The organism is Variibacter gotjawalensis, from assembly GCF_002355335.1.
GTDB classification, from domain to species: domain Bacteria; phylum Pseudomonadota; class Alphaproteobacteria; order Rhizobiales; family Xanthobacteraceae; genus Variibacter; species Variibacter gotjawalensis.
The window spans coordinates 610,109-627,946 of the sequence record NZ_AP014946.1 but is presented as its reverse complement, the minus strand read 5'-3'; the positions used below and the strand labels follow the sequence as shown (position 1 = coordinate 627,946).

Below are 17,838 nucleotides of genomic sequence, written 5' to 3'. Positions count from 1 at the left end.
TTGTTAGTTCTTGTTGGGCGTGGTATTGGTTGATTATGAAGACTCAACCAATGCGCACGCTCACGATTTCCCTCACGCCGCAGCAAGTTAAGCGGCTGCAGAAAGCCGTCGATGGCGGCGCGTATGCGTCGAATAGTGAAATTGTGCGCGACGCGCTCCGCCTTTGGGAACATCGAGAGGAATTGCGAACTCTCGAAACGAAGCGATTGAAGCAGGCTTACCAAGAAGGCAAAGCTAGCGGCATTGCGCCGGGGAATATCGATACTTTGTTGATTGAATTGAACGCGAAACGCAGGGGTCGTGGGTAATTATCGTCTATCTATTCGTGCGCAGAACGATCTGAGTGAGATTTGGGAATCGATATCGCCGCACAATTTGAGCGCGGCTAACGCTTTGCTCGTGCGTATTCGTGATCGGTTGCTGCTGGCGGCAGACAATCCGCTGATGTTTGCAGCACGTCCGGAAATTGGACCAAAGGCGCGTATCTTCGCCGAAGGACCGTATTTGATTATTTACGAGCCGATCGACGACGGCATTCTCGTCGTCGCGATTGTCCACGGCAAACGCGATCCGGATCGTTGGGTTCGTAATTAAGTCACCCGGAACATCGCCATCGGCGGTCCGTCACCTTCGGTCGGCTTGTGAACGAGCTTCACCTTCTGCCCGATCTTCAGCGCGTCGAAATCGGACTCCACAATGTTCGTCATTACGGTCACGCCCTCGTCGAGCGCGACGTAAGCCATGACGTAAGGCGGCTTTGAGCGGCGCATCACGCTGAAAGAATAGATCGTGCCGGAGCCTTTTGCCTCGACCCACTTCACTTTGTCGGAGAAGCAGTGCGGACAGTGCGCGCGTGGGTAATAATGCGGTTCGCCGCAGGCCTCGCAGCGGCCGATCAGCAGCTTGCCGTTGCGGGCCGCATCCCAGAACGGTTTTGTTTCCGGCGTCACCTGCGGCGCGGGAAGTTTGCGTTCTTCGCTCATTATTCGCGCTCCATGATGACAGTGCCGCTGCCGTGGCGAGTGCCGAGAAATCCGCCGGTGCCGTGCGCCAGCGCGAGATCGCAGTTCTTCACCTGTACGGCCGGATGCGCTTCGCCGCGCAACTGACGCACCGATTCCAGCACCTTCGTGAGGCCTCCGCGGTTGCCCGGATGGTTGTTGCAGAGGCCGCCGCCGTCGGTGTTGAACGGCAATTTGCCGACGCCCGATATCAAGTTGCCGTCGGCGACAAGCTTGCCGCCTTTGCCCTTTTCCGCAAATCCGAGGTCTTCGAGCTGCATCAGCACCGTGATGGTGAAGCTGTCGTAGATCGACACGTATTTGATATCGGACGGTTTGATGCCCGCCTCTTCGAACGCCGCCGGCCCTGAGAAACGCGCAGCCGAATACGTGATGTCGACTTTGCCGCCGAGTTGCCCCTTGAGCGCTTCGCCGGCGCCGAGCAATTTGATGCGCGGGCGCTTGAGCGATTTCATCACTTCGGGGCTCACCACGATGATAGCGCCGCCGCCATCCGAGATGACGCAGCTGTCGAGGCGGCGCAGCGGATCGGAAATGAGCGGCGACTCATTCACCTCTTCGACCGTCACGACATTCTTCAACACCGCGTTCGGATTGTGCTGCGCGTGATGCGACGCTGCGACCTTGATCCACGATAGTTGATCGCGTGTGGTGCCGAATTCGTGCATGTGGCGCATCGCGCACATGCCGTAGATGTTGAGGATGGTCGGCGCATAGGGAAATTCGAACGCGACGTCCGGCGCCGCGACGTTGGCGACCCGCGGCGCGGTGCCGGTCGCCATGCCGTCCGCCTTCGGCTTGCCGGCGAGCGTGATGAGCGCGACCGAGCAGCGGCCTTGTGCGATCGCATTTGCGGCGTGGTTGACGTGCAGCACGTAGGACGAGCCGCCTGTCTCGGTCGAGTCGATGTATTTCGGCTTGAGGCCGAGATAGTCGGCCATCGAGAGCGGCCCGAGGCCCGGCGAGTCGCCGGCGCAGAAATATCCGTCGATGTCTTCGCGCTTCAGCCCGGCGTCTTCGAGCGCGCCGCGCATCACCTCGGCATGGAGTTGCGGCAGCGATTTATCGACGGCGTGCCGCGTCGGATGTTCGTAGATGCCCGCAATGTAGGCTTTGCCCTTAATGGTCATGCGTTTCTCTCATTGTTCTTGCTGAAGGCTAGCGAACGAATTTGCGCAGCGGAAGCCGAATGGTTTTGCTCGGCGATACGCGAGTGAAAAATCGCCGGCGGAGTTCAGCGGGCCGGAACTTTCTCGACAAATGAGTTGGTGAAGGTCTTCGCTATGTCGATCGTCGCGCCGCCGACGGCGGGATCGAAAGCTTTGAGAACATCGTAAGCGGTCTCGCCGCCCTTCGCGGTGAGGCGGCCATCGGGCGAATACATCGCGATGCTGTGTTTAATCGCCTCGACGTAAAGCGCCTTGTCGCCGAGCGCGTATTCTTCCGGCATCACCTTGGCGATCTCCTCCGCGCTGTTCGCCTGAATCCATTTCAGGCCGCGCACCAGCGCGTTGACGAGCGCCTGCGTGGTGCGTGGATTTTTCTCCGCGAATGCGGGTGGCACGTAAAGCACGGCGGCCGGCATCGGGCCGCCGTAAACGTCGAGCGTGCCTTTCTCGGTGCGCGTGTCAGCGACGACCTTGATGAGATTGCGCGCTTCGAGCGCACTGATCACGGGGTCTGCGTTGAGGATCGCATCGATCTCGCCACGCTGCGCGGCGGCGACCGCGCCGGGGCCCGCGCCGACGCCGACGAGGGACGCATCGGTCGGTTTCAATCCGGCACGCGCCATCATGTGCAGCACCATGAAATGCGTCGACGAGCCCGGCGCCGTGATGCCGATCTTCATGCCTTTGAGGCTCGCGGGTCCAGTGTAGTTCGCGGCTTTGGCGTTGAGCACGCCGAGCACGAAGCCCGGATAGCGGCCGAGCAGCGCGACCGCGACGATCGCTTGTCCTTTCGCCTGCATCTGGATCGTGTGATCGTAAGAGCCGGTGACGACATCCGCGCTGCCGCCCATCAACGCCTGCAGCGCGCGAGCGCCACCCGGGAAGTCGGAGATCTCGACGTCGAGGCCTTCTTGCTTGAAGTAACCGAGGCGCTCCGTAACGGTGAGCGGCAGATAGAACATCGCGGGCTTGCCGCCGACAGCAAGGCGAACGCGTGACAGCTCGGGCGCCTGCGCGCTCGGTGACGGCGCTTGTGCGCTGGCAGCGATCGTAAGTTGTGCGATGGCGGTGACGGCGAGAATCAAGCTCCAAGCGAAGCGCCGCATCGTTTCCTCCTGCCGGTTCGCGTCTTCACATGAACGCGATTTAATCCGCAGTCTGCCACGCGGGGCCGTTTAGTCCACCCGCTAACTGCAGCAAAAGTGTTCCATTTCAACGCCTTGCGGCATTCGTTAGCAAATCGTGCATGTGTGCGGCGGCGTACCAGCCCTGCGCCAGGCGAATGCGGGAAGCTTAGGCAGCGTGATAATTTCATCAGGTCTGAGAAGCACATGCGCGAAAACGCGCGGGAGGCTTGGACGGGGAACCGCTCGCAAGGCGTGCAAGTTCTAGTTGTCGGTAGGGGCGCATCTGCGTCTTGAACACGGCACTAGCCGTCGCTGAGGACGCGAGATGGATTTGATCGGTCGAGGCATTATTGCGGGGTTCATGGCGACATTGATTTTGTCGTCCGTGTTTCACCCGATTGCGCGTTTTGCCAACGCATCGGACGCAACCAACCCGGCCGTCGGTTGGCTGGTGCATTTCCTCGTCGGCACCTTCCTCTGGGGCGCCGGCTACGGTGCCGTGCAACGCTTTCTTCCCGGCGCGAACTGGATGCGCGGCGCGATTTTCAGCCTGACGGCTTGGCTCGTGCTGATGACGGCGCTTGCGCCGCTGACGCGCGCCGGTCTCTTCGGGGTCAATATCGGGCTCGGTGCTCCGGCCGTGATGCTCGGCGTGCATCTCGCCTATGGCCTCCTCCTTGGCGTGATCTTCGGCCTGCTCGATCCGGAGCCGCAGCATCCGCATGAGGAAGAGGAAGCTCACGACGAGCATTGGCGCCCGGTCGCCCGCTAAAAACTAATCTCCAGCGTAACTTTTCAAGGCCCGGTTCGCCGGGCCTTTTTCTTGTCCGCGTGCAAGGCGGACCACCGAAAAATGCGCTTGCCAAGCGCTCTGGCGCGTGGCGATAACCCCTTGCAAACTTCAACAACAGGCTCGCGACATCGGTCGCAGAAGGCCATCGGGGAAGAAATGACCGTCAACACGCGTAAAGTACTCGTCGCTCAGTCGCTCTCGAAAGCCGGGATGGATATCCTCAAAGCGCGCGGCGATATCGAAGTCATCTCGTTTCAGAATGCGATCAAGCCCGCCGATTTCCATCCGATGCTGGCCGATGCGGAAGGTGTGATCCTGGGCCTCACGCCCGTGAAGGCGCCGGAAGTCGCCGTCGCGCCGAAGCTGAAAGTCGCGGCGCGTATCGGCGTAGGTTACGACACGGTCGATGTCGCGGCGCTGACGCCGAAGAAGATCGCGCTGATGATTGCCGGTACGGCCAACTCGCCGTCGGTTGCCGAGCAGGCTTTCTCTATGATGTTCCATCTCGCCAAGCGCAATCAGCAGAACGACTCGAGCGTGCGCAGCGGGCAGTGGCGCGACAATCTCAGCATCTTCCCGTCCGATTTGTTTGAGAAAACGCTGCTGGTGATCGGCTTCGGCCGCATCGGCTCGCGTACGGCGAAGCGCGGCGTTGCCTTCGAGATGCGCACGCTGGTCTACGATCCCTACGTCTCGCAGGACGCGATCAAGGCGGCAGGCTGCGTGCCGGTCACCGATCTCGATGCGGCCGTGAAGGAAGCGGATTTCATCTCGGTGCATTGCCCGAAGAATCCCGAAACCGTGAATTTGTTCGACGCGAAGCGTATCGCGTTGATGAAGCCGACCGCGATCCTGATCAACACGGCGCGTGGCGGCATCGTGCATGAGCAAGCGCTGGCGGATGCGTTGAATGCTGAGAAGATTGCTGGCGCCGGCGTCGATGTGTTCGAAGTTGAGCCGGCGCCGGTCGATCATCCGCTGCTCAAGGCGAAGAATTGCGTCGTCGCGCCGCATCTTGCGGGCGTAACGAAAGAGTCGCTCGATCGTATGTCGATCGCGGCGGCGAAGAATGTGCTGTCGGTGTTCGACGGCAAGCCGAACCGCGAGAATGCGATCAATCCGGAAGTGTTTGACTGAGCGAATTGCGAAATAGCGAGTAGCGAATAGTTGAAATCAAGCTACTTGCTATTCGCTACTCTCTATTCGCGCCTTACGCTTCGCCGATCTCGCGGAGGATTTCCTCGGTATGCTGACCGAGGCGCGGCGAAGCGGTCGGAGCCGCCATCGGGCGTCCGCCGATGGTGATTGGCGAGCGAACGCCCGGTACGGTGCCGTTCTTCGCCTTATCCTCCGGTAACGCGAGCTGCATGCCGCGCGCGATGACGTGCGGATCGGCAAAGACGTCGGCGACCGAGTTGATCGGGCCGGCCGGCACCGTCACCTTTTCGAGCTTCTCCAAGATGTCGGCGCGGGAGATCTTGCTGGTGAGCGCGATGAGACGCTCGATCAGCTCGTTGCGGTTGATGACGCGATCCGAGTTGGTCTTGAACTTCGCTTCCTGCGCGATGCCGGGTTCGCCGAGCACGCCGCAGAGTTTGCCGAACTGCCCATCGTTGCCGCAGGCGATGATGATGTGGCCGTCGGCGACCGGGAAGACCTGATACGGCACGACGACCGGGTGCGAGTTGCCCTGACGTTTCGGCGAGACGCCGGAGGCGAGGTAGCTCATCGCCTGGTTGGCGAGGACGCTGGTTTGGCTTTCGATCAGCGAGCAATCGACATGCGTGCCTTTGCCGGTCTTCTCGCGCTCGTGCAGCGCCGAGAGGATGCCGATCACCGAGAAGGTGCCGGTGAAGATGTCGACCATCGGGACGCCGACGCGCATCGGCTCGCCGTCCGGATTGCCCGTGACGTCCATGATGCCGCCCATGCCCTGGACCAAGAGGTCGTAACCGGCACGCGGCGCGTAGGGGCCGGTCTGGCCGAATCCGGTGACCGAGCAATAGATGAGCTTGGGGAATTCCTTCGCCATCGAGTCGTAGTCGAGGCCGAATTTCTTCAGGCCGCCGACTTTGAAATTCTCGATCAGGATGTCGGACTTCGCGGCCAGCTTCTTGACGATGGCGCGGTCCTCCTCGCTGTCGAAGTCGATCTCGATCGAGCGTTTGCCGCGGTTAGTGGCGTGATAGTAGGCGGCGCCCAGGTTGCCGCCGTCGGCGGCCGGCATGAAGGGAGGGCCCCACCCGCGGGTGTCGTCGCCGGCGCCCTTGCGTTCGACCTTGATGACGTCGGCCCCGAGATCCGCGAGCACCTGGCCGGCCCATGGGCCTGCAAGAATACGAGCCAGCTCGAGAACACGCACACCAGACAACGGACCGGGCATCAAAACACTCCTTCGGCGGAACGCGCGGCTTCCCGCCGCATTATTGAGCGGTCCTCGCGCCTTCTGGGGCGTCCGGACAGCGTTAAGGCATGTCTCTGGCCCGGCTGCGCGCTCTTGTCCATATCGGGGGTTGCTGAAAAAGTGATACGATGTTGTGCGTTGCAGCAGGGTCATTCCGCCGTGCTAAACTCGAAGCAACAGACGCGACCGACTCGCAAGTTCTTAAGCTAGCCTTCCAGGATTTCTCATGAGCAACTCTTTCTTCGGTGACATGCTGCAGACGATCACGGAACGTGGTCGTGCGCTTTATGATCGGGCCTGGGAAAGACGCGGCGCGGCGCCGCAAGACAGCGCGCAATTTCTGTCGCTGTGCGAGGAGTTGCTGTCGGGGCGCGGCGAAGCGTCCGGTGTGGCGCTCGCACGCGAGATTCTCAATCGCTACGCCGAATTGACGACCGGGCCACGCGTCGCCTTTTTCGAGGCGCTGGCGGAGAAGTTCGGGCCGGAGCCGAAACAACTCGAGGCTGCGATCAAGGCCTATCAGGACAATCCGAGCGAGAAGAATGCGGCGCGTCTGCACGATGCGTCGGAAGCGCGGCGTATCGAATTGTTCCGTCGCCTCAACCTTGCGCCTGGCGGCACCGCCGCGCTGGTGCGCATGCGCGAACAGTTGATCGACGCGATGGATCATCGCTCCGATCTCGGCGCGGTCGACGATGCGTTCGTGCATCTCTTCACGTCGTGGTTCAACCGCGGCTTCCTGGTGCTGCGCCGCATCGATTGGTCGACGCCGGCGAACATCTTGGAAAAGATTATCCGCTACGAGGCCGTGCACGCGATCCACGATTGGAACGAATTGCGCCGCCGCATCGATCTGCCGGATCGCCGCTGCTACGCGTTCTTCCATCCTGCGCTGATCGACGAGCCGCTGATCTTCGTCGAGGTCGCGCTGTCGCGTGAAATTCCCTCCGCGATCGAACCCGTACTGGCGACGCAGCGCGACACGCTCGATCCCGCGCGCGCGACGACCGCGACATTCTATTCGATCTCGAACTGTCAGCGCGGCCTTGCCGGTGTTTCGTTCGGCAACTTCCTGATCAAGCAAGTCGTCGAAGAAGTGTCGCGCGAAAGCTCGCGCCTTTCGACATTCGTGACGCTCTCGCCGGTGCCGAACTTTGCCGAATGGCTGCGCCGCGAGCGCGGCAATGCGGCGTCGACGGCACTGCCGGAAGCCGATCGCACGGCGCTCGCTGTGATCGATACGGCGGATTGGTGGAAGCAGCCGGATCTGGTGGAGCGCGCGCGCGAGCCGATGCTGCGCGCGGCCGCTTGGTATTTCCTGCATGCGAAGAACAAGCGCGGCGGCCCGGTCGATGCGGTGGCGCGCTTCCATCTCGGCAACGGCGCACGGCTTGAGCGGCTCAACTGGCTCGGCGATGTGTCGGCGAAGGGATTGCGTCAGGCGAACGGGTTGATGGTGAATTACCTCTACGATCTCGACGATATCGAGAAGAACCACGAGGCGTTCGTCGAGCAGCGCACCGTGGTGGCTTCGTCGGCCGTGACAAGGCTGGCGAAGGCGCCCGCGCCGATGCGCGACCTCGCGCCGGTGCAGATGTAGAGCACGTAATCGGCGCCGCCCATCCTTCGAGACGGAGCGCTGCGCGCTCCTCCTCAGGATGACGGCGAGGCGAAGAGGCGTTGCGCAGAGCTGCGTCGAAGCATCTCAGTGGAAACAGATCTGGATTGCCGCGTCGCGGCTCGCCGCTCCTCGCAATGACGAGCTACTTCTTCTTCCGCACCAGATAACGGTGCTCTCCCGACATCACGAGTTCACGGCGCTGATTGTGAATGCTGACGCGCATGACAATGACGCCCGTCGTCTTGCCGGGGATCAGCTCGACGATCTCTAGGGCCGGATAGACCGTATCGCCCGCGTAAACGCCGCCGAGGAATTTCGATGACTGATCGAGAAACGCGATGAGTGATTCCGATGTCTCATGCGGGAAGCGGCCGGCACCGGCTGCCGCGAAGGACGCGACCTGCAGCCCGTGCGCGAGCAGGTTTGGATAGCCGCGCGCCTTGCAGAACTCGATATCGTAATGGATCGGGTGATTGTCGCCGGAGACGACTTGGAATGCCGCGAAATTGGCATCTGTGATGGTGCGGCTGGGCAGCACGTAGCGCTCGCCGACTTTGAAATCGTCGAACCAGCGTTGCGCCGGAACGTCGGTGTGTTTGGCGGGATCGAAGCTTTCGTCGATTTTCGTCATGGTTGTTTTTCTCGTTGCGCGAGCATCTGGCAGGCGGAGAGCGTCGTGGTCAAATCGCAACCGGAGATTGAGAAAACGTTTTGCCCGTCAAAACGAAAATGGCCCGCACGAGGCGGGCCACATCGTCGAATGCGATTTTGCGACTGCCTTATTCTTCAGCACCGAAGGTGCGGAAAATTTCGGTGAGCTGCGCGTTCATCGGCAAACCTAGCGTCTCTCCGGTTGGAGTCTTACGCACAAACCACTTGTGATAGGTCTCGTAGAGATCCTTGTTGGCCGCGATGTATTCGAAAGCTTTCCGCACGGCTTCCGCCATCTGCGGGTCATCCTTCCGGAACATCAGGCCGTACGGATCGTAAGAGAGAAAGTCTCCGACGACGATCAGATCCTTCTCCGCTTTGTGGCGCGCGATGAGACCGTAGAGCAGCACATCGTCGGTCGCGAAGGCGTCGGCCTTGCCGGCGGCGGCGAGGGAATAGCTTTCCTCGTGATCGCGCGCCGTGATGATGTTGATGCCGAGCTTGAGCCTCTCGTTGAGCGCTTTCAGCGCCGTCTCGTTGGTCGTGCCCGCCGTCACCACGACGACTTTGCCGTTGAGGTCGCGATACGAGCGGATGCCGCTCGCTCGCTTCACCATCAGCTTGGTGCCGGTGACGTAAGTGATCGGCGAGAAGGCCACCTCCTTCGAGCGCTCGCGGTTCGCTGTCGTCGAACCGCATTCGAGGTCGACCTCGCCGGATTTCACCGCTGGAATACGCGTCTCCGACGTGACCTTCTTGTAGTTGACCTTGACCTCCTTCTTATCGATCTCGCGCTTGATCTCGTCGACGACGGCGAGACAGAGGTCGATCGCATAGCCGATCGGGCCGGACTTGCTTTCGTAAGACAGAGGGAACGAGGCTTCGCGATAGCCGAGCGTGATGGTGCCCGAGCTGTCGACTTTTTTAAGGGTGCCGTCGACCTTACGGGCGCCGGCATCTTGTGCTTGTGCGGAAACGGCGGTCGCAAGACCGAGGCTGACCGCCAATATCAGTGAGAGAAATCGATTCATGATCGGCTCCATTCGTAAACGCCAGGCGACCGTACGGCCGCCTGGCTGTGCATTCGTGGAGCGTTACGCGTGCTGCGGCTTGAGGGCCGCGTCCGGCGTTTCGGAGGAAGCAGGTGCTGCGTCTTCCTCGGTGCCGAGTTCACCTTCCCACTTGGCGACGACGGCGGTCGCGATCGAGTTGCCGACGACGTTGGTCGCGCTGCGACCCATGTCGAGGAACTGATCGATGCCCATGATCAGCAACAGACCGGCTTCCGGAATGTTGAAGGTCGCGAGCGTCGCCGCGATGACGACCAGCGATGCGCGCGGCACACCGGCCATGCCCTTACTGGTGACCATCAGGAGCAGCAGCATGGTGATCTGCTGACCCCAGGAGAGCTCGATGCCGTAGGCCTGCGCGATGAAGAGCGTCGCGAAGGTGCAGTACATCATCGAGCCGTCGAGGTTGAACGAATAGCCCATCGGCAGCACGAAGCTGGCGATACGCTTGGAGACACCGAAGCGCTGAAGCTGATCGAGGATCTTCGGATAGGCGGCTTCCGAGCTTGCCGTCGAGAAGGCGAGCAGGAACGACTCGCGCATACGGCCGAGGAGGCTTGTGACGCGCGGGCCGAGGACCAGGAAGCCGGCCACAGCCAACAGACCCCAGAGGATCGCCAGCGATGCGTAGAAGTAGACAATGAATTTGCCGTAGGTCCACAGCACGATCAGGCCGTTCGTCGTGATCGTCGAGGCAATAGCGGCGAACACCGCGATCGGTGCGGCCTTCATCACGTAGCCGGTGATCTCGAGCATCACATGCGCGACTTGGTCGGCGAGTTCGGCGACGAGCTTGCCGCGTTCACCGAGCGAAGCCAGCGCAACGCCGGTGAAGATCGAGAAGACCACGATCTGCAGGATTTCGTTGGTCGCCATCGCTTCGATGATCGACTTCGGCACCAAGTGCGTGACGAATTCCTTCAGCGTCAGCGACGAAACCTTGAGGTTTGTCGATGCGCCGGCGTCCGGCAGCGGCAGGTGCAAGTCAGAACCCGGGTGAAGCACGTTCACCATCAGCATGCCGAGCAAAAGCGAGAATAGCGACGCGCCGACGAACCAAACCATCGTCTTGCCGCCGATGCGGCCGACCGATCCGGAGTCGCCCATATGCGCGATGCCGACGACGAGCGTCGAGAAAACCAGCGGCGCGATGATCATCTTGATCAGGCGCAGGAAAGTATCGGTGATGATCGAAATATAGCCGGCGACTTGGCCCGCGACTTTCGGATCAGGGAAGGCCGCGTTGCAGGCCCAACCCACCGCGATGCCGAGAACCATCGCGATCAAAATAAACGTCGTAAATTTCTTACTCATTGGTAGCCCCCGAAATGTGGAGGCTCGAAAGCAGTCAGCGTACAGGTAATGCTCCCGAGCCTTAGGCCCAGCTTAGGAGCGCCGTTAAATTAAGCAATCGGGGAGCTCGCGTTTTCGTTATGCAGTAGCTGCCGTATTGTTATGCAGACACAGTAGCTACAACCTTTGCGAGATTATGCTGTGCGTTGCGCGCGATCTTTTTTGTTCTGTCCTTCGATCGCGTCGCGTGCAGCTTGCCACTGCTCCTTCGACCACTGACGCAACTCGTAGAAGTTGCCGCCCGTCGCCATGTACTGCGCGCCGTCCATGTAGATGACTTGGCCGTTGAGCCAGTCGCAGCCATCGGACATCAGGAAGGTCGCGAGGTTCTGCAGCTCCTTCATCTCGCCGATGCGGCCCATCGGGTTGACCTTCTTGGTGCGCGCGCCCGGCTCTTCGCCGGGGTTGAGGCGCTTGCTCATACCCTCGGTCGGGATTTCGCCGGGACCGACCGCGTTGAGGCGAATGCCGTAGCGCGCCCATTCGGTCGCGAGCGAACGCGTCATGCCGACGATCGCGCTTTTGCTCATCGCGGACGGCACGACATAGGGGCCGCCGTTCTCGACCCAGGTGACGACGATCGACATCACGCTGCGCATCGGATCGCCTTGCTTCCAGCCGCCGGCGACCCAGCGCTTGCCGACCGCCTGCGTGACGTAGAACGTGCCGTGCATGACGATGTTGGCGACCGCATCGAAGCCACGCGGGGACAGCGCCTCGGTCGGCGAGATGAAGTTGCCGGCGGCGTTGTTGATGAGGCCGGTGAGGGGGCCGGACGCGAAGATTTCCTCGACCATGTGCTCGACGCCTGCGGCATCGCGAATGTCGACCTCGTGGGCCGATACCGTGCCGCCGAACTCCTTCATCATCTCGTCGGCCGTCTGCCGCACCACGGCACCACGGCGGCCGCAGATGGCGATGTCGGCGCCGAGACGGAGGAAATCGCTCGCCATGGCACGGCCGAGGCCGGTGCCGCCGCCCGTGACGAGAATTTTCTTACCCTTCATCAAGCCAGGCTGAAACATCATCTATCCTCCCGTATCGCCTATCGTTATTTATCGAGTGTGCGACATCGACAGCATCTCGCACACTTTGGCAGGTTCTGCTAGCGATGGGGCGCTCCCGGGAGGGAGCCAACGGAGCCGGTGCTCCGACGGGGCCGAAAACGGCTGCAGAGGGAATTGAATGCTCGGGTTTCTGCGGGCCGTTGCCCGATTCCTCGACGAGAAGATTGGGTGGAATCGGATCGGCGTCGCGATCAGCATCCTGATCATCGCGGTCGCGCTGCACGTGCTGTACGGCATGGTGCACGACCTCGACTTCGGCGACGTCACAAAGGCGCTCAAGGCAACGCCGATCTGGCACGTGGTGCTGGCGTCCATATTCGTCGCGGCTGGCTATTTCACGCTGACTTTCTACGACCTGTTCGCGCTGCGCACGATCGGGCGCGCGGACGTGCCGTACCGGGTGGCGGCGCTCGCCGGCTTCACGAGCTACTCGGTCGGCCACAATGTCGGCGCCAGCGTATTCACGGGCGGCGCGGTGCGCTACCGCGTCTATTCGGCCTGGGGTCTTGATGCGATCGACGTAGCGAAAGTCTGCTTCATCGCCGGATTGACCTTCTGGCTCGGTAACGCGACCGTGCTCGGCCTCGGCATTGCGTATGTGCCGGACAGTGTCGCGCCGATCATCCCGTTGCCGATCTGGCTCAATCGTGGCTTGGCGCTGGCGACGCTCGTGGTGCTGGCGACTTACGTCGCATGGGTGTGGACGCGGCCGCGCATCGTCGGCCGCGAAGGCTGGCAGGTGACGCTGCCGGGTGGCCCGCTGACGTTGATGCAGATCGTTATCGGCATCATCGATCTCGGCTGCTGTGCGCTCGCGATGTGGATTCTGATGCCGACGACGCCGCATATCGGCTTCGTCGAACTCGCGGTGATCTTCGTATCGGCGACGCTGCTCGGATTCGCGAGTCATTCGCCCGGCGGTCTCGGCGTGTTCGACGCCGCGATGCTGGCCGGATTGCTGCATCTTGAATTTGACCGCGCGCAAGTCCTCGCCGGGGTCTTGCTGTTCCGCGTGCTTTACTATTTGGTCCCGTTCGCACTCGCACTGCTGATCCTCGGCGGACGCGAGTTGTGGGTCAATTTCCGCGGTCGCTCGCATGAGTCTGGACCATCCTGACGCGACTGGTTTTCGCGTGTTGACGGCGCAGCGTTATGTGCTGGCCGTTTGTGCGATCACTCTGATCGCTCTCGTCGCGTTCGGTTATCTCGCCTTGTTGCCGGCAGTGTTGGCCGGCGCCGCGATCGCTGCAGCGGCAGCTTTCACCTTGTGGCTCACAGCGCGCGAGCGACTGGCGCGCGGCGAAACGATCCAGCCGGTTGCGGCTGGTGCTACAGCGGACGCGTCGATCGAGGCGGTCGTCGATGCGATGCCGCTCGCCGCCGTGATGATCGATCGCGAAGGTTACATCACGACATTCAATCGCTTGGCCGCCGAGGTTGCGCCGAGTTTGCGGCGCGGCGAGCCGCTGACATTTTCGCTGCGGATGCCCGCGATCGTCGATGCGCTGAAGCGCGCGGCAGCAACCGGCGAGAGTCAACGTGCGGAGATCTCCGAGCGCGTGCCGATCGATCGCTGGTACGATGTCGCGGTGATGCCGACGGCGCTCATCGGCGCGGCCGGGCGTACGCTGACGCTGGTGACGTTTCAAGATCTGACGCCGCTACGTCGCGTCGAGGAAATGCGCGCCGACTTTGTCGCCAATGCCAGCCATGAGTTGCGCACACCACTCGCAGCACTCTCCGGCTTCATCGAAACGCTGCAAGGGCCGGCGCGCAACGACACTAACGCACGCGACCGCTTCCTCGGTATCATGAAGGCGCAAGCCGATCGCATGGCGCGCGTCATCCAAGACCTCCTGTCGCTCTCGCGGATCGAACTCGACGCGCATATCCGGCCGGACGGCGAGGTCGAACTCGTCGGCGCAGCGCATCAGGTCGTCGACGGTTTGCAGGTGCTGGCGCGCGAGCGCGGCGTCGAGGTCGCGATCGACGCGCCTGAGGTGCTCGAAGTGCCGGGTGATCGCGACGAGATCCTGCGCGTGTTCGAGAACCTGATCGAGAATGCGCTCAAATACGGTGGCGGCGGCAAGCGGGTCGAGCTCACGCTGTCACGCGTCGGAAGCGAGGCGAAAGTCTCCGTGCGCGACTTCGGACCCGGTATCGCGCCGGAGCATCTGCCGCGCCTCACGGAGCGCTTTTATCGTGTCGACGTCAGCCATAGCCGCGCCGAAGGCGGTACCGGGCTCGGGCTTTCATTGGTGAAGCACATCTTAAACCGCCATCGCGGACGGTTAACGATCGACAGTATCGTCGGTAACGGATCGAGTTTCACCGTGTATCTCCCGGTTGCTGCCGGGATCGGCGCCCGTCCGGCGTCATCTTAACAGGCCGCTTCCGACAGAATTTGAAATATACAATTTTATCAGTGGCTTACACTGTCACATAAGTTTCGTCGAACCATCATAAAACGTTGTACCGAGGGCCTCTAAGAGAGAGGCGGAAGCAACTCCTGTGGGCGATCCCAGGGATTAACGAATTTATCCGCTTCACCCTATCGGACGGAGATAACTGTGAAATTCTTCAAAAGCATCGTCGCTGCCGGCCTCGTCGCCGCATCGACCTCCGCGTTCGCCGCGGACATCACTGGCGCGGGTGCGACGTTCCCGTTCCCGGTCTACTCGAAGTGGGCCGACGCTTATAAGAAAGAGACCGGCAACGGCCTGAACTACCAGTCGATCGGTTCGGGTGCCGGCATCAAGCAGATCCAGGCCAAGACGGTGACGTTCGGCGCGACCGACGCCCCGCTGAAGGCCGAACAGCTCGAAAAGGACGGCCTCGTCCAGTGGCCGATGGTGATGGGCGCGATCGTGCCGGTCATCAACGTCGAAGGCATCAAGCCGGGCGAACTCGTGCTCGACGGCCCGACGCTGGCCAACATCTATCTCGGCGTCGTCAAGAAGTGGGACGATGAGGCGATCAAGAAGCTGAACCCGAGCCTGAAGCTGCCGTCGACCGCGATCGCAGTCGTCCGCCGCTCGGATGGTTCGGGAACGACCTTCAACTTCACGGACTACCTCTCGAAAGCGAGCGCTGACTGGAAGACGAAAGTCGGCGTAAACACCGCGGTCGAATGGCCGGTCGGCGTCGGCGCTAAGGGCAACGAAGGTGTTGCGGCCAACGTTGGTCAGACCAAGAACTCGATCGGTTACGTCGAGTACGCGTACGCGAAGCAGAACAAGCTGACCTACACGGCGCTGATCAACAAGGCCGGCAAGCCGGTTCAGCCGACAATCGAGACGTTCCAGTCGGCTGCCGCTAATGCCAACTGGGAAAGTGCACCGGGCTATTATGTTATTCTGACCGAACAGCCCGGAGACAAGTCTTGGCCGATCACCGCAGCAACCTTCATCCTCATGCACAAGGCGCCGACCGACAAAGCGGCCGCTGCCGAAGCGCTCAAGTTCTTCACCTGGGCGTTCGAGAAGGGCGGCAAGATGGCCGAGGATCTCGACTACATTCCGATGCCGCCGAATGTGGTCGATCTGATCAAGAAGACCTGGAAGGCCGACGTCAAGACGATGTGATTTTCGATGCGGGAGAAGGTTCGTCCTTCTCCCGCAAACTTTCTGCCTTCCCATTAACGCGTAAAGACGGCGCGGACGCTCATGACTAAGTCCGCCCAGGAGCCTCAACCCATGACCGATCTTGCGGTCAATGCCGGACAAATCGCAGACGCCGCGCCTTACGATCGCGCGCGCGCGCTCAAAGCCTTCAAGTTTGGCGATAACCTATTCTATTGGGTCACGCGGCTGAGTGCCCTCTCGGTGCTGCTCATCCTCGGCGGCATCATCATCTCGCTGATCATCGGCGCGTGGCCGGCGATCCAGGCGTTCGGACCGTCCTTCCTGTGGACGTCGCGCTGGGCGCCGTCCGCGTCTCCGGAGCCGGTGCTCGGTGCGCTCGCTCCGATCTACGGCACGCTGATCACCTCGGCGATCGCGATGGCGATTGCGGTGCCGGTCGGCATCGGCATCGCAATTTTCCTTACCGAGCTTTGCCCGCAGCGGCTGCGTCAGCCGATCAGCATCGCGATCGAGCTGCTCGCCGGCATTCCGTCGATCATCTACGGCATGTGGGGCTTCTTCGTGCTCGGCCCATTCTTAGCGAACACGTTCCAGCCTTTCATGATCAACCTGTTCGACGGCGTGCCGATCCTGCAGGATATCTTCGCGGGCCCGCCGGGCTATCTCAGCCTGTTCAACGCCGCACTGATCCTCGCGATCATGGTGCTGCCGTTCATCACGGCGATCTCGCGCGACGTCTTCACGACGGTGCCGCCGGTGCTGAAGGAAGCGGCTTACGGTGTCGGCTGCACGACGTGGGAAGTCGTCCGCAAGGTCGTCATTCCGTACACGCGTGTCGGCGTGATCGGCGGCGTCATGCTGGCGCTGGGCCGTGCACTCGGCGAGACGATGGCGGTGACGTTCATCATCGGTAACGCATTCAAGATCTCACCGTCGGTGTTCGCACCCGGCACGACGATCTCGGCCGCGATCGCGAGCGAGTTCGCGGAGAGCGACGGCCTGCATCAATCCGGCCTCATCCTGCTCGGCCTTCTGCTGTTCGTCCTCACGTTCTTCGTGCTGGCGGTCGCGCGGCTGATGCTGATGCGTCTTCATAAGAAGGCGGGAGTGTAACAATGAACGCGATTTACGCTTCACGCCGGCGCAAGGACATCGTCATCCGCGCGCTCTGCTGGGGTGCCGCTCTGTTTGGCGTCACCTGGCTGGCACTCATTCTCTTCACGCTGTTCTACAACGGCTTGGCCGGCATTTCGGTGCAGGTGTTCACCGAGAATACACCGCCGCCGGGCGCTAGCGAGGGCGGCTTGCTCAACGCTATCGTCGGCTCGATCATGATGACGATCATTGGTGTCGGCATCGGTGCGCCGCTCGGCCTGTTCGCCGGCACGTATCTCGCCGAATACGGCCGTCACGATCGCTTGACGACGGTGGTGCGCTTCATCAACGACATTCTGCTCAGCGCGCCGTCGATCATCATCGGCCTCTTCATCTACGGCGCGGTCGTCGTTCCGATGGGGGGCTTCTCGGGTCTCGCCGGCGGTCTCGCCCTCGCCGTCATCGTGATCCCGGTGGTGCTGCGCACGACCGAGGACATGCTGCTGCTGGTGCCGAATCCGCTGCGTGAAGCCGCTTCGGCGCTCGGGCTGCCGCGGTCGCTCGTGATCAAACGCGTCGCCTATCGGGCGGCACGTGCAGGCCTGGTTACGGGTGTGCTGCTCGCCACCGCGCGGGTCGCCGGTGAAACGGCGCCGCTGCTTTTCACGGCGCTGAGCAATCAGTTCTTCAGCGCCAACCTCGGTAAAGCGATGGCAAACCTTCCCGTCACCATCAACAACTTCGTCCAGAGCCCGTACGACTACTGGAAACAGCTCGCATGGGCCGGCGCATTGATCATCACGGTCGCGGTGCTCGCACTCAACATCGGCGCACGCCTCCTCGCTGCTGAAAAGGCTCCCAAATGAACCAAATCACTCCCAT

The 17,838-nt window shown here is 61.7% G+C and carries 18 protein-coding genes; 10 read left to right on the top strand and 8 right to left on the bottom strand.

Features of this window, described 5'->3' with window-relative positions:
• Nucleotides 1-50 precede the first annotated feature (50 nt).
• Nucleotides 51-308 (top strand): ribbon-helix-helix domain-containing protein, encoded by a 258-nt coding sequence (locus tag GJW30_RS03110; RefSeq protein WP_172887541.1) that lies wholly within the window; start codon nucleotides 51-53, stop codon nucleotides 306-308.
• A complete protein-coding gene (locus GJW30_RS03105; RefSeq protein ID WP_096351514.1) occupies nucleotides 301-594 on the top strand; it encodes a type II toxin-antitoxin system RelE/ParE family toxin in 294 nt (97 codons plus the stop codon). Before GJW30_RS03110 ends, GJW30_RS03105 begins: the two co-directional genes overlap by 8 nt.
• Here GJW30_RS03105 and GJW30_RS03100 read toward each other — a convergent pair.
• The 3 genes from GJW30_RS03100 to GJW30_RS03090 all read right to left on the bottom strand — a co-directional run bounded on the left by GJW30_RS03100 (nucleotide 591) and on the right by GJW30_RS03090 (nucleotide 3,297).
• A complete protein-coding gene (locus GJW30_RS03100; RefSeq protein ID WP_096351511.1) occupies nucleotides 591-983 on the bottom strand; it encodes a Zn-ribbon domain-containing OB-fold protein in 393 nt (130 codons plus the stop codon). The genes GJW30_RS03105 and GJW30_RS03100 overlap by 4 nt on opposite strands.
• A complete protein-coding gene (locus tag GJW30_RS03095; protein ID WP_096351508.1) occupies nucleotides 983-2,152 on the bottom strand; it encodes a thiolase domain-containing protein in 1,170 nt (389 codons plus the stop codon). Before GJW30_RS03095 ends, GJW30_RS03100 begins: the two co-directional genes overlap by 1 nt.
• Nucleotides 2,153-2,256: 104 nt before the next feature.
• The gene (locus tag GJW30_RS03090; RefSeq protein WP_096351505.1) at nucleotides 2,257-3,297 is read right to left on the bottom strand and encodes an ABC transporter substrate-binding protein; all 1,041 of its coding nucleotides are present in this window, start codon (nucleotides 3,295-3,297) and stop codon (nucleotides 2,257-2,259) included.
• A 346-nt stretch (nucleotides 3,298-3,643) separates the two neighbouring features.
• Here GJW30_RS03090 and GJW30_RS03085 point away from each other — a divergent pair, with 346 nt between their 5' ends.
• Nucleotides 3,644-4,090, top strand: a complete 447-nt coding sequence (locus GJW30_RS03085) for a DUF6789 family protein (protein ID WP_130364736.1) — start codon at nucleotides 3,644-3,646, stop codon at nucleotides 4,088-4,090.
• A 177-nt stretch (nucleotides 4,091-4,267) separates the two neighbouring features.
• Nucleotides 4,268-5,248 carry a hydroxyacid dehydrogenase gene (locus GJW30_RS03080; RefSeq protein ID WP_096351499.1) on the top strand — a complete coding sequence of 327 codons (981 nt, stop codon included), beginning with the start codon at nucleotides 4,268-4,270 and terminating at the stop codon, nucleotides 5,246-5,248.
• A 73-nt stretch (nucleotides 5,249-5,321) separates the two neighbouring features.
• Here the strand turns inward: GJW30_RS03080 and GJW30_RS03075 are convergent, their stop codons facing one another.
• Nucleotides 5,322-6,494 (bottom strand): CaiB/BaiF CoA transferase family protein, encoded by a 1,173-nt coding sequence (locus tag GJW30_RS03075; protein WP_096358627.1) that lies wholly within the window; start codon nucleotides 6,492-6,494, stop codon nucleotides 5,322-5,324.
• 247 nt (nucleotides 6,495-6,741) lie between these two features.
• Here GJW30_RS03075 and GJW30_RS03070 point away from each other — a divergent pair, with 247 nt between their 5' ends.
• Nucleotides 6,742-8,115, top strand: coding sequence for a malonyl-CoA decarboxylase (locus GJW30_RS03070; RefSeq protein ID WP_096351496.1), 1,374 nt, complete (start codon nucleotides 6,742-6,744; stop codon nucleotides 8,113-8,115).
• A 163-nt stretch (nucleotides 8,116-8,278) separates the two neighbouring features.
• Here the strand turns inward: GJW30_RS03070 and GJW30_RS03065 are convergent, their stop codons facing one another.
• The 4 genes from GJW30_RS03065 to GJW30_RS03050 all read right to left on the bottom strand — a co-directional run bounded on the left by GJW30_RS03065 (nucleotide 8,279) and on the right by GJW30_RS03050 (nucleotide 12,235).
• Nucleotides 8,279-8,767, bottom strand: a complete 489-nt coding sequence (locus GJW30_RS03065; protein WP_096351493.1) for a MaoC family dehydratase — start codon at nucleotides 8,765-8,767, stop codon at nucleotides 8,279-8,281.
• Nucleotides 8,768-8,915: 148 nt separating this feature from the next.
• Nucleotides 8,916-9,818, bottom strand: a complete 903-nt coding sequence (locus tag GJW30_RS03060; RefSeq protein WP_096358626.1) for an amino acid ABC transporter substrate-binding protein — start codon at nucleotides 9,816-9,818, stop codon at nucleotides 8,916-8,918.
• Between the two features lie 63 nt (nucleotides 9,819-9,881).
• Nucleotides 9,882-11,171, bottom strand: a complete 1,290-nt coding sequence (locus GJW30_RS03055; protein ID WP_096351490.1) for a dicarboxylate/amino acid:cation symporter — start codon at nucleotides 11,169-11,171, stop codon at nucleotides 9,882-9,884.
• Nucleotides 11,172-11,344: 173 nt separating this feature from the next.
• Complete coding sequence (locus GJW30_RS03050; RefSeq protein ID WP_096358625.1) at nucleotides 11,345-12,235, bottom strand: SDR family oxidoreductase; 891 nt, start codon at nucleotides 12,233-12,235, stop codon at nucleotides 11,345-11,347.
• A gap of 160 nt (nucleotides 12,236-12,395) precedes the next feature.
• Between GJW30_RS03050 and GJW30_RS03045 the strand changes: the two genes are divergently transcribed.
• From GJW30_RS03045 to pstA, 5 genes are all read left to right on the top strand, one after another.
• Entirely contained in the window at nucleotides 12,396-13,394 is a 999-nt protein-coding gene (locus GJW30_RS03045; RefSeq protein ID WP_096351487.1) for a lysylphosphatidylglycerol synthase domain-containing protein, read from the top strand.
• Nucleotides 13,375-14,661 carry an ATP-binding protein gene (locus tag GJW30_RS03040; protein ID WP_096351484.1) on the top strand — a complete coding sequence of 429 codons (1,287 nt, stop codon included), beginning with the start codon at nucleotides 13,375-13,377 and terminating at the stop codon, nucleotides 14,659-14,661. Before GJW30_RS03045 ends, GJW30_RS03040 begins: the two co-directional genes overlap by 20 nt.
• Nucleotides 14,662-14,847: 186 nt before the next feature.
• Nucleotides 14,848-15,861 carry a phosphate ABC transporter substrate-binding protein PstS gene (gene pstS, locus GJW30_RS03035; protein ID WP_096351482.1) on the top strand — a complete coding sequence of 338 codons (1,014 nt, stop codon included), beginning with the start codon at nucleotides 14,848-14,850 and terminating at the stop codon, nucleotides 15,859-15,861.
• Nucleotides 15,862-15,972: 111 nt separating this feature from the next.
• Nucleotides 15,973-16,974, top strand: coding sequence for a phosphate ABC transporter permease subunit PstC (gene pstC / locus GJW30_RS03030; RefSeq protein ID WP_096351479.1), 1,002 nt, complete (start codon nucleotides 15,973-15,975; stop codon nucleotides 16,972-16,974).
• 2 nt (nucleotides 16,975-16,976) lie between these two features.
• Entirely contained in the window at nucleotides 16,977-17,822 is an 846-nt protein-coding gene (gene pstA, locus GJW30_RS03025) for a phosphate ABC transporter permease PstA (RefSeq protein ID WP_096351476.1), read from the top strand.
• The last annotated feature ends 16 nt before the right edge of the window (nucleotides 17,823-17,838 follow it).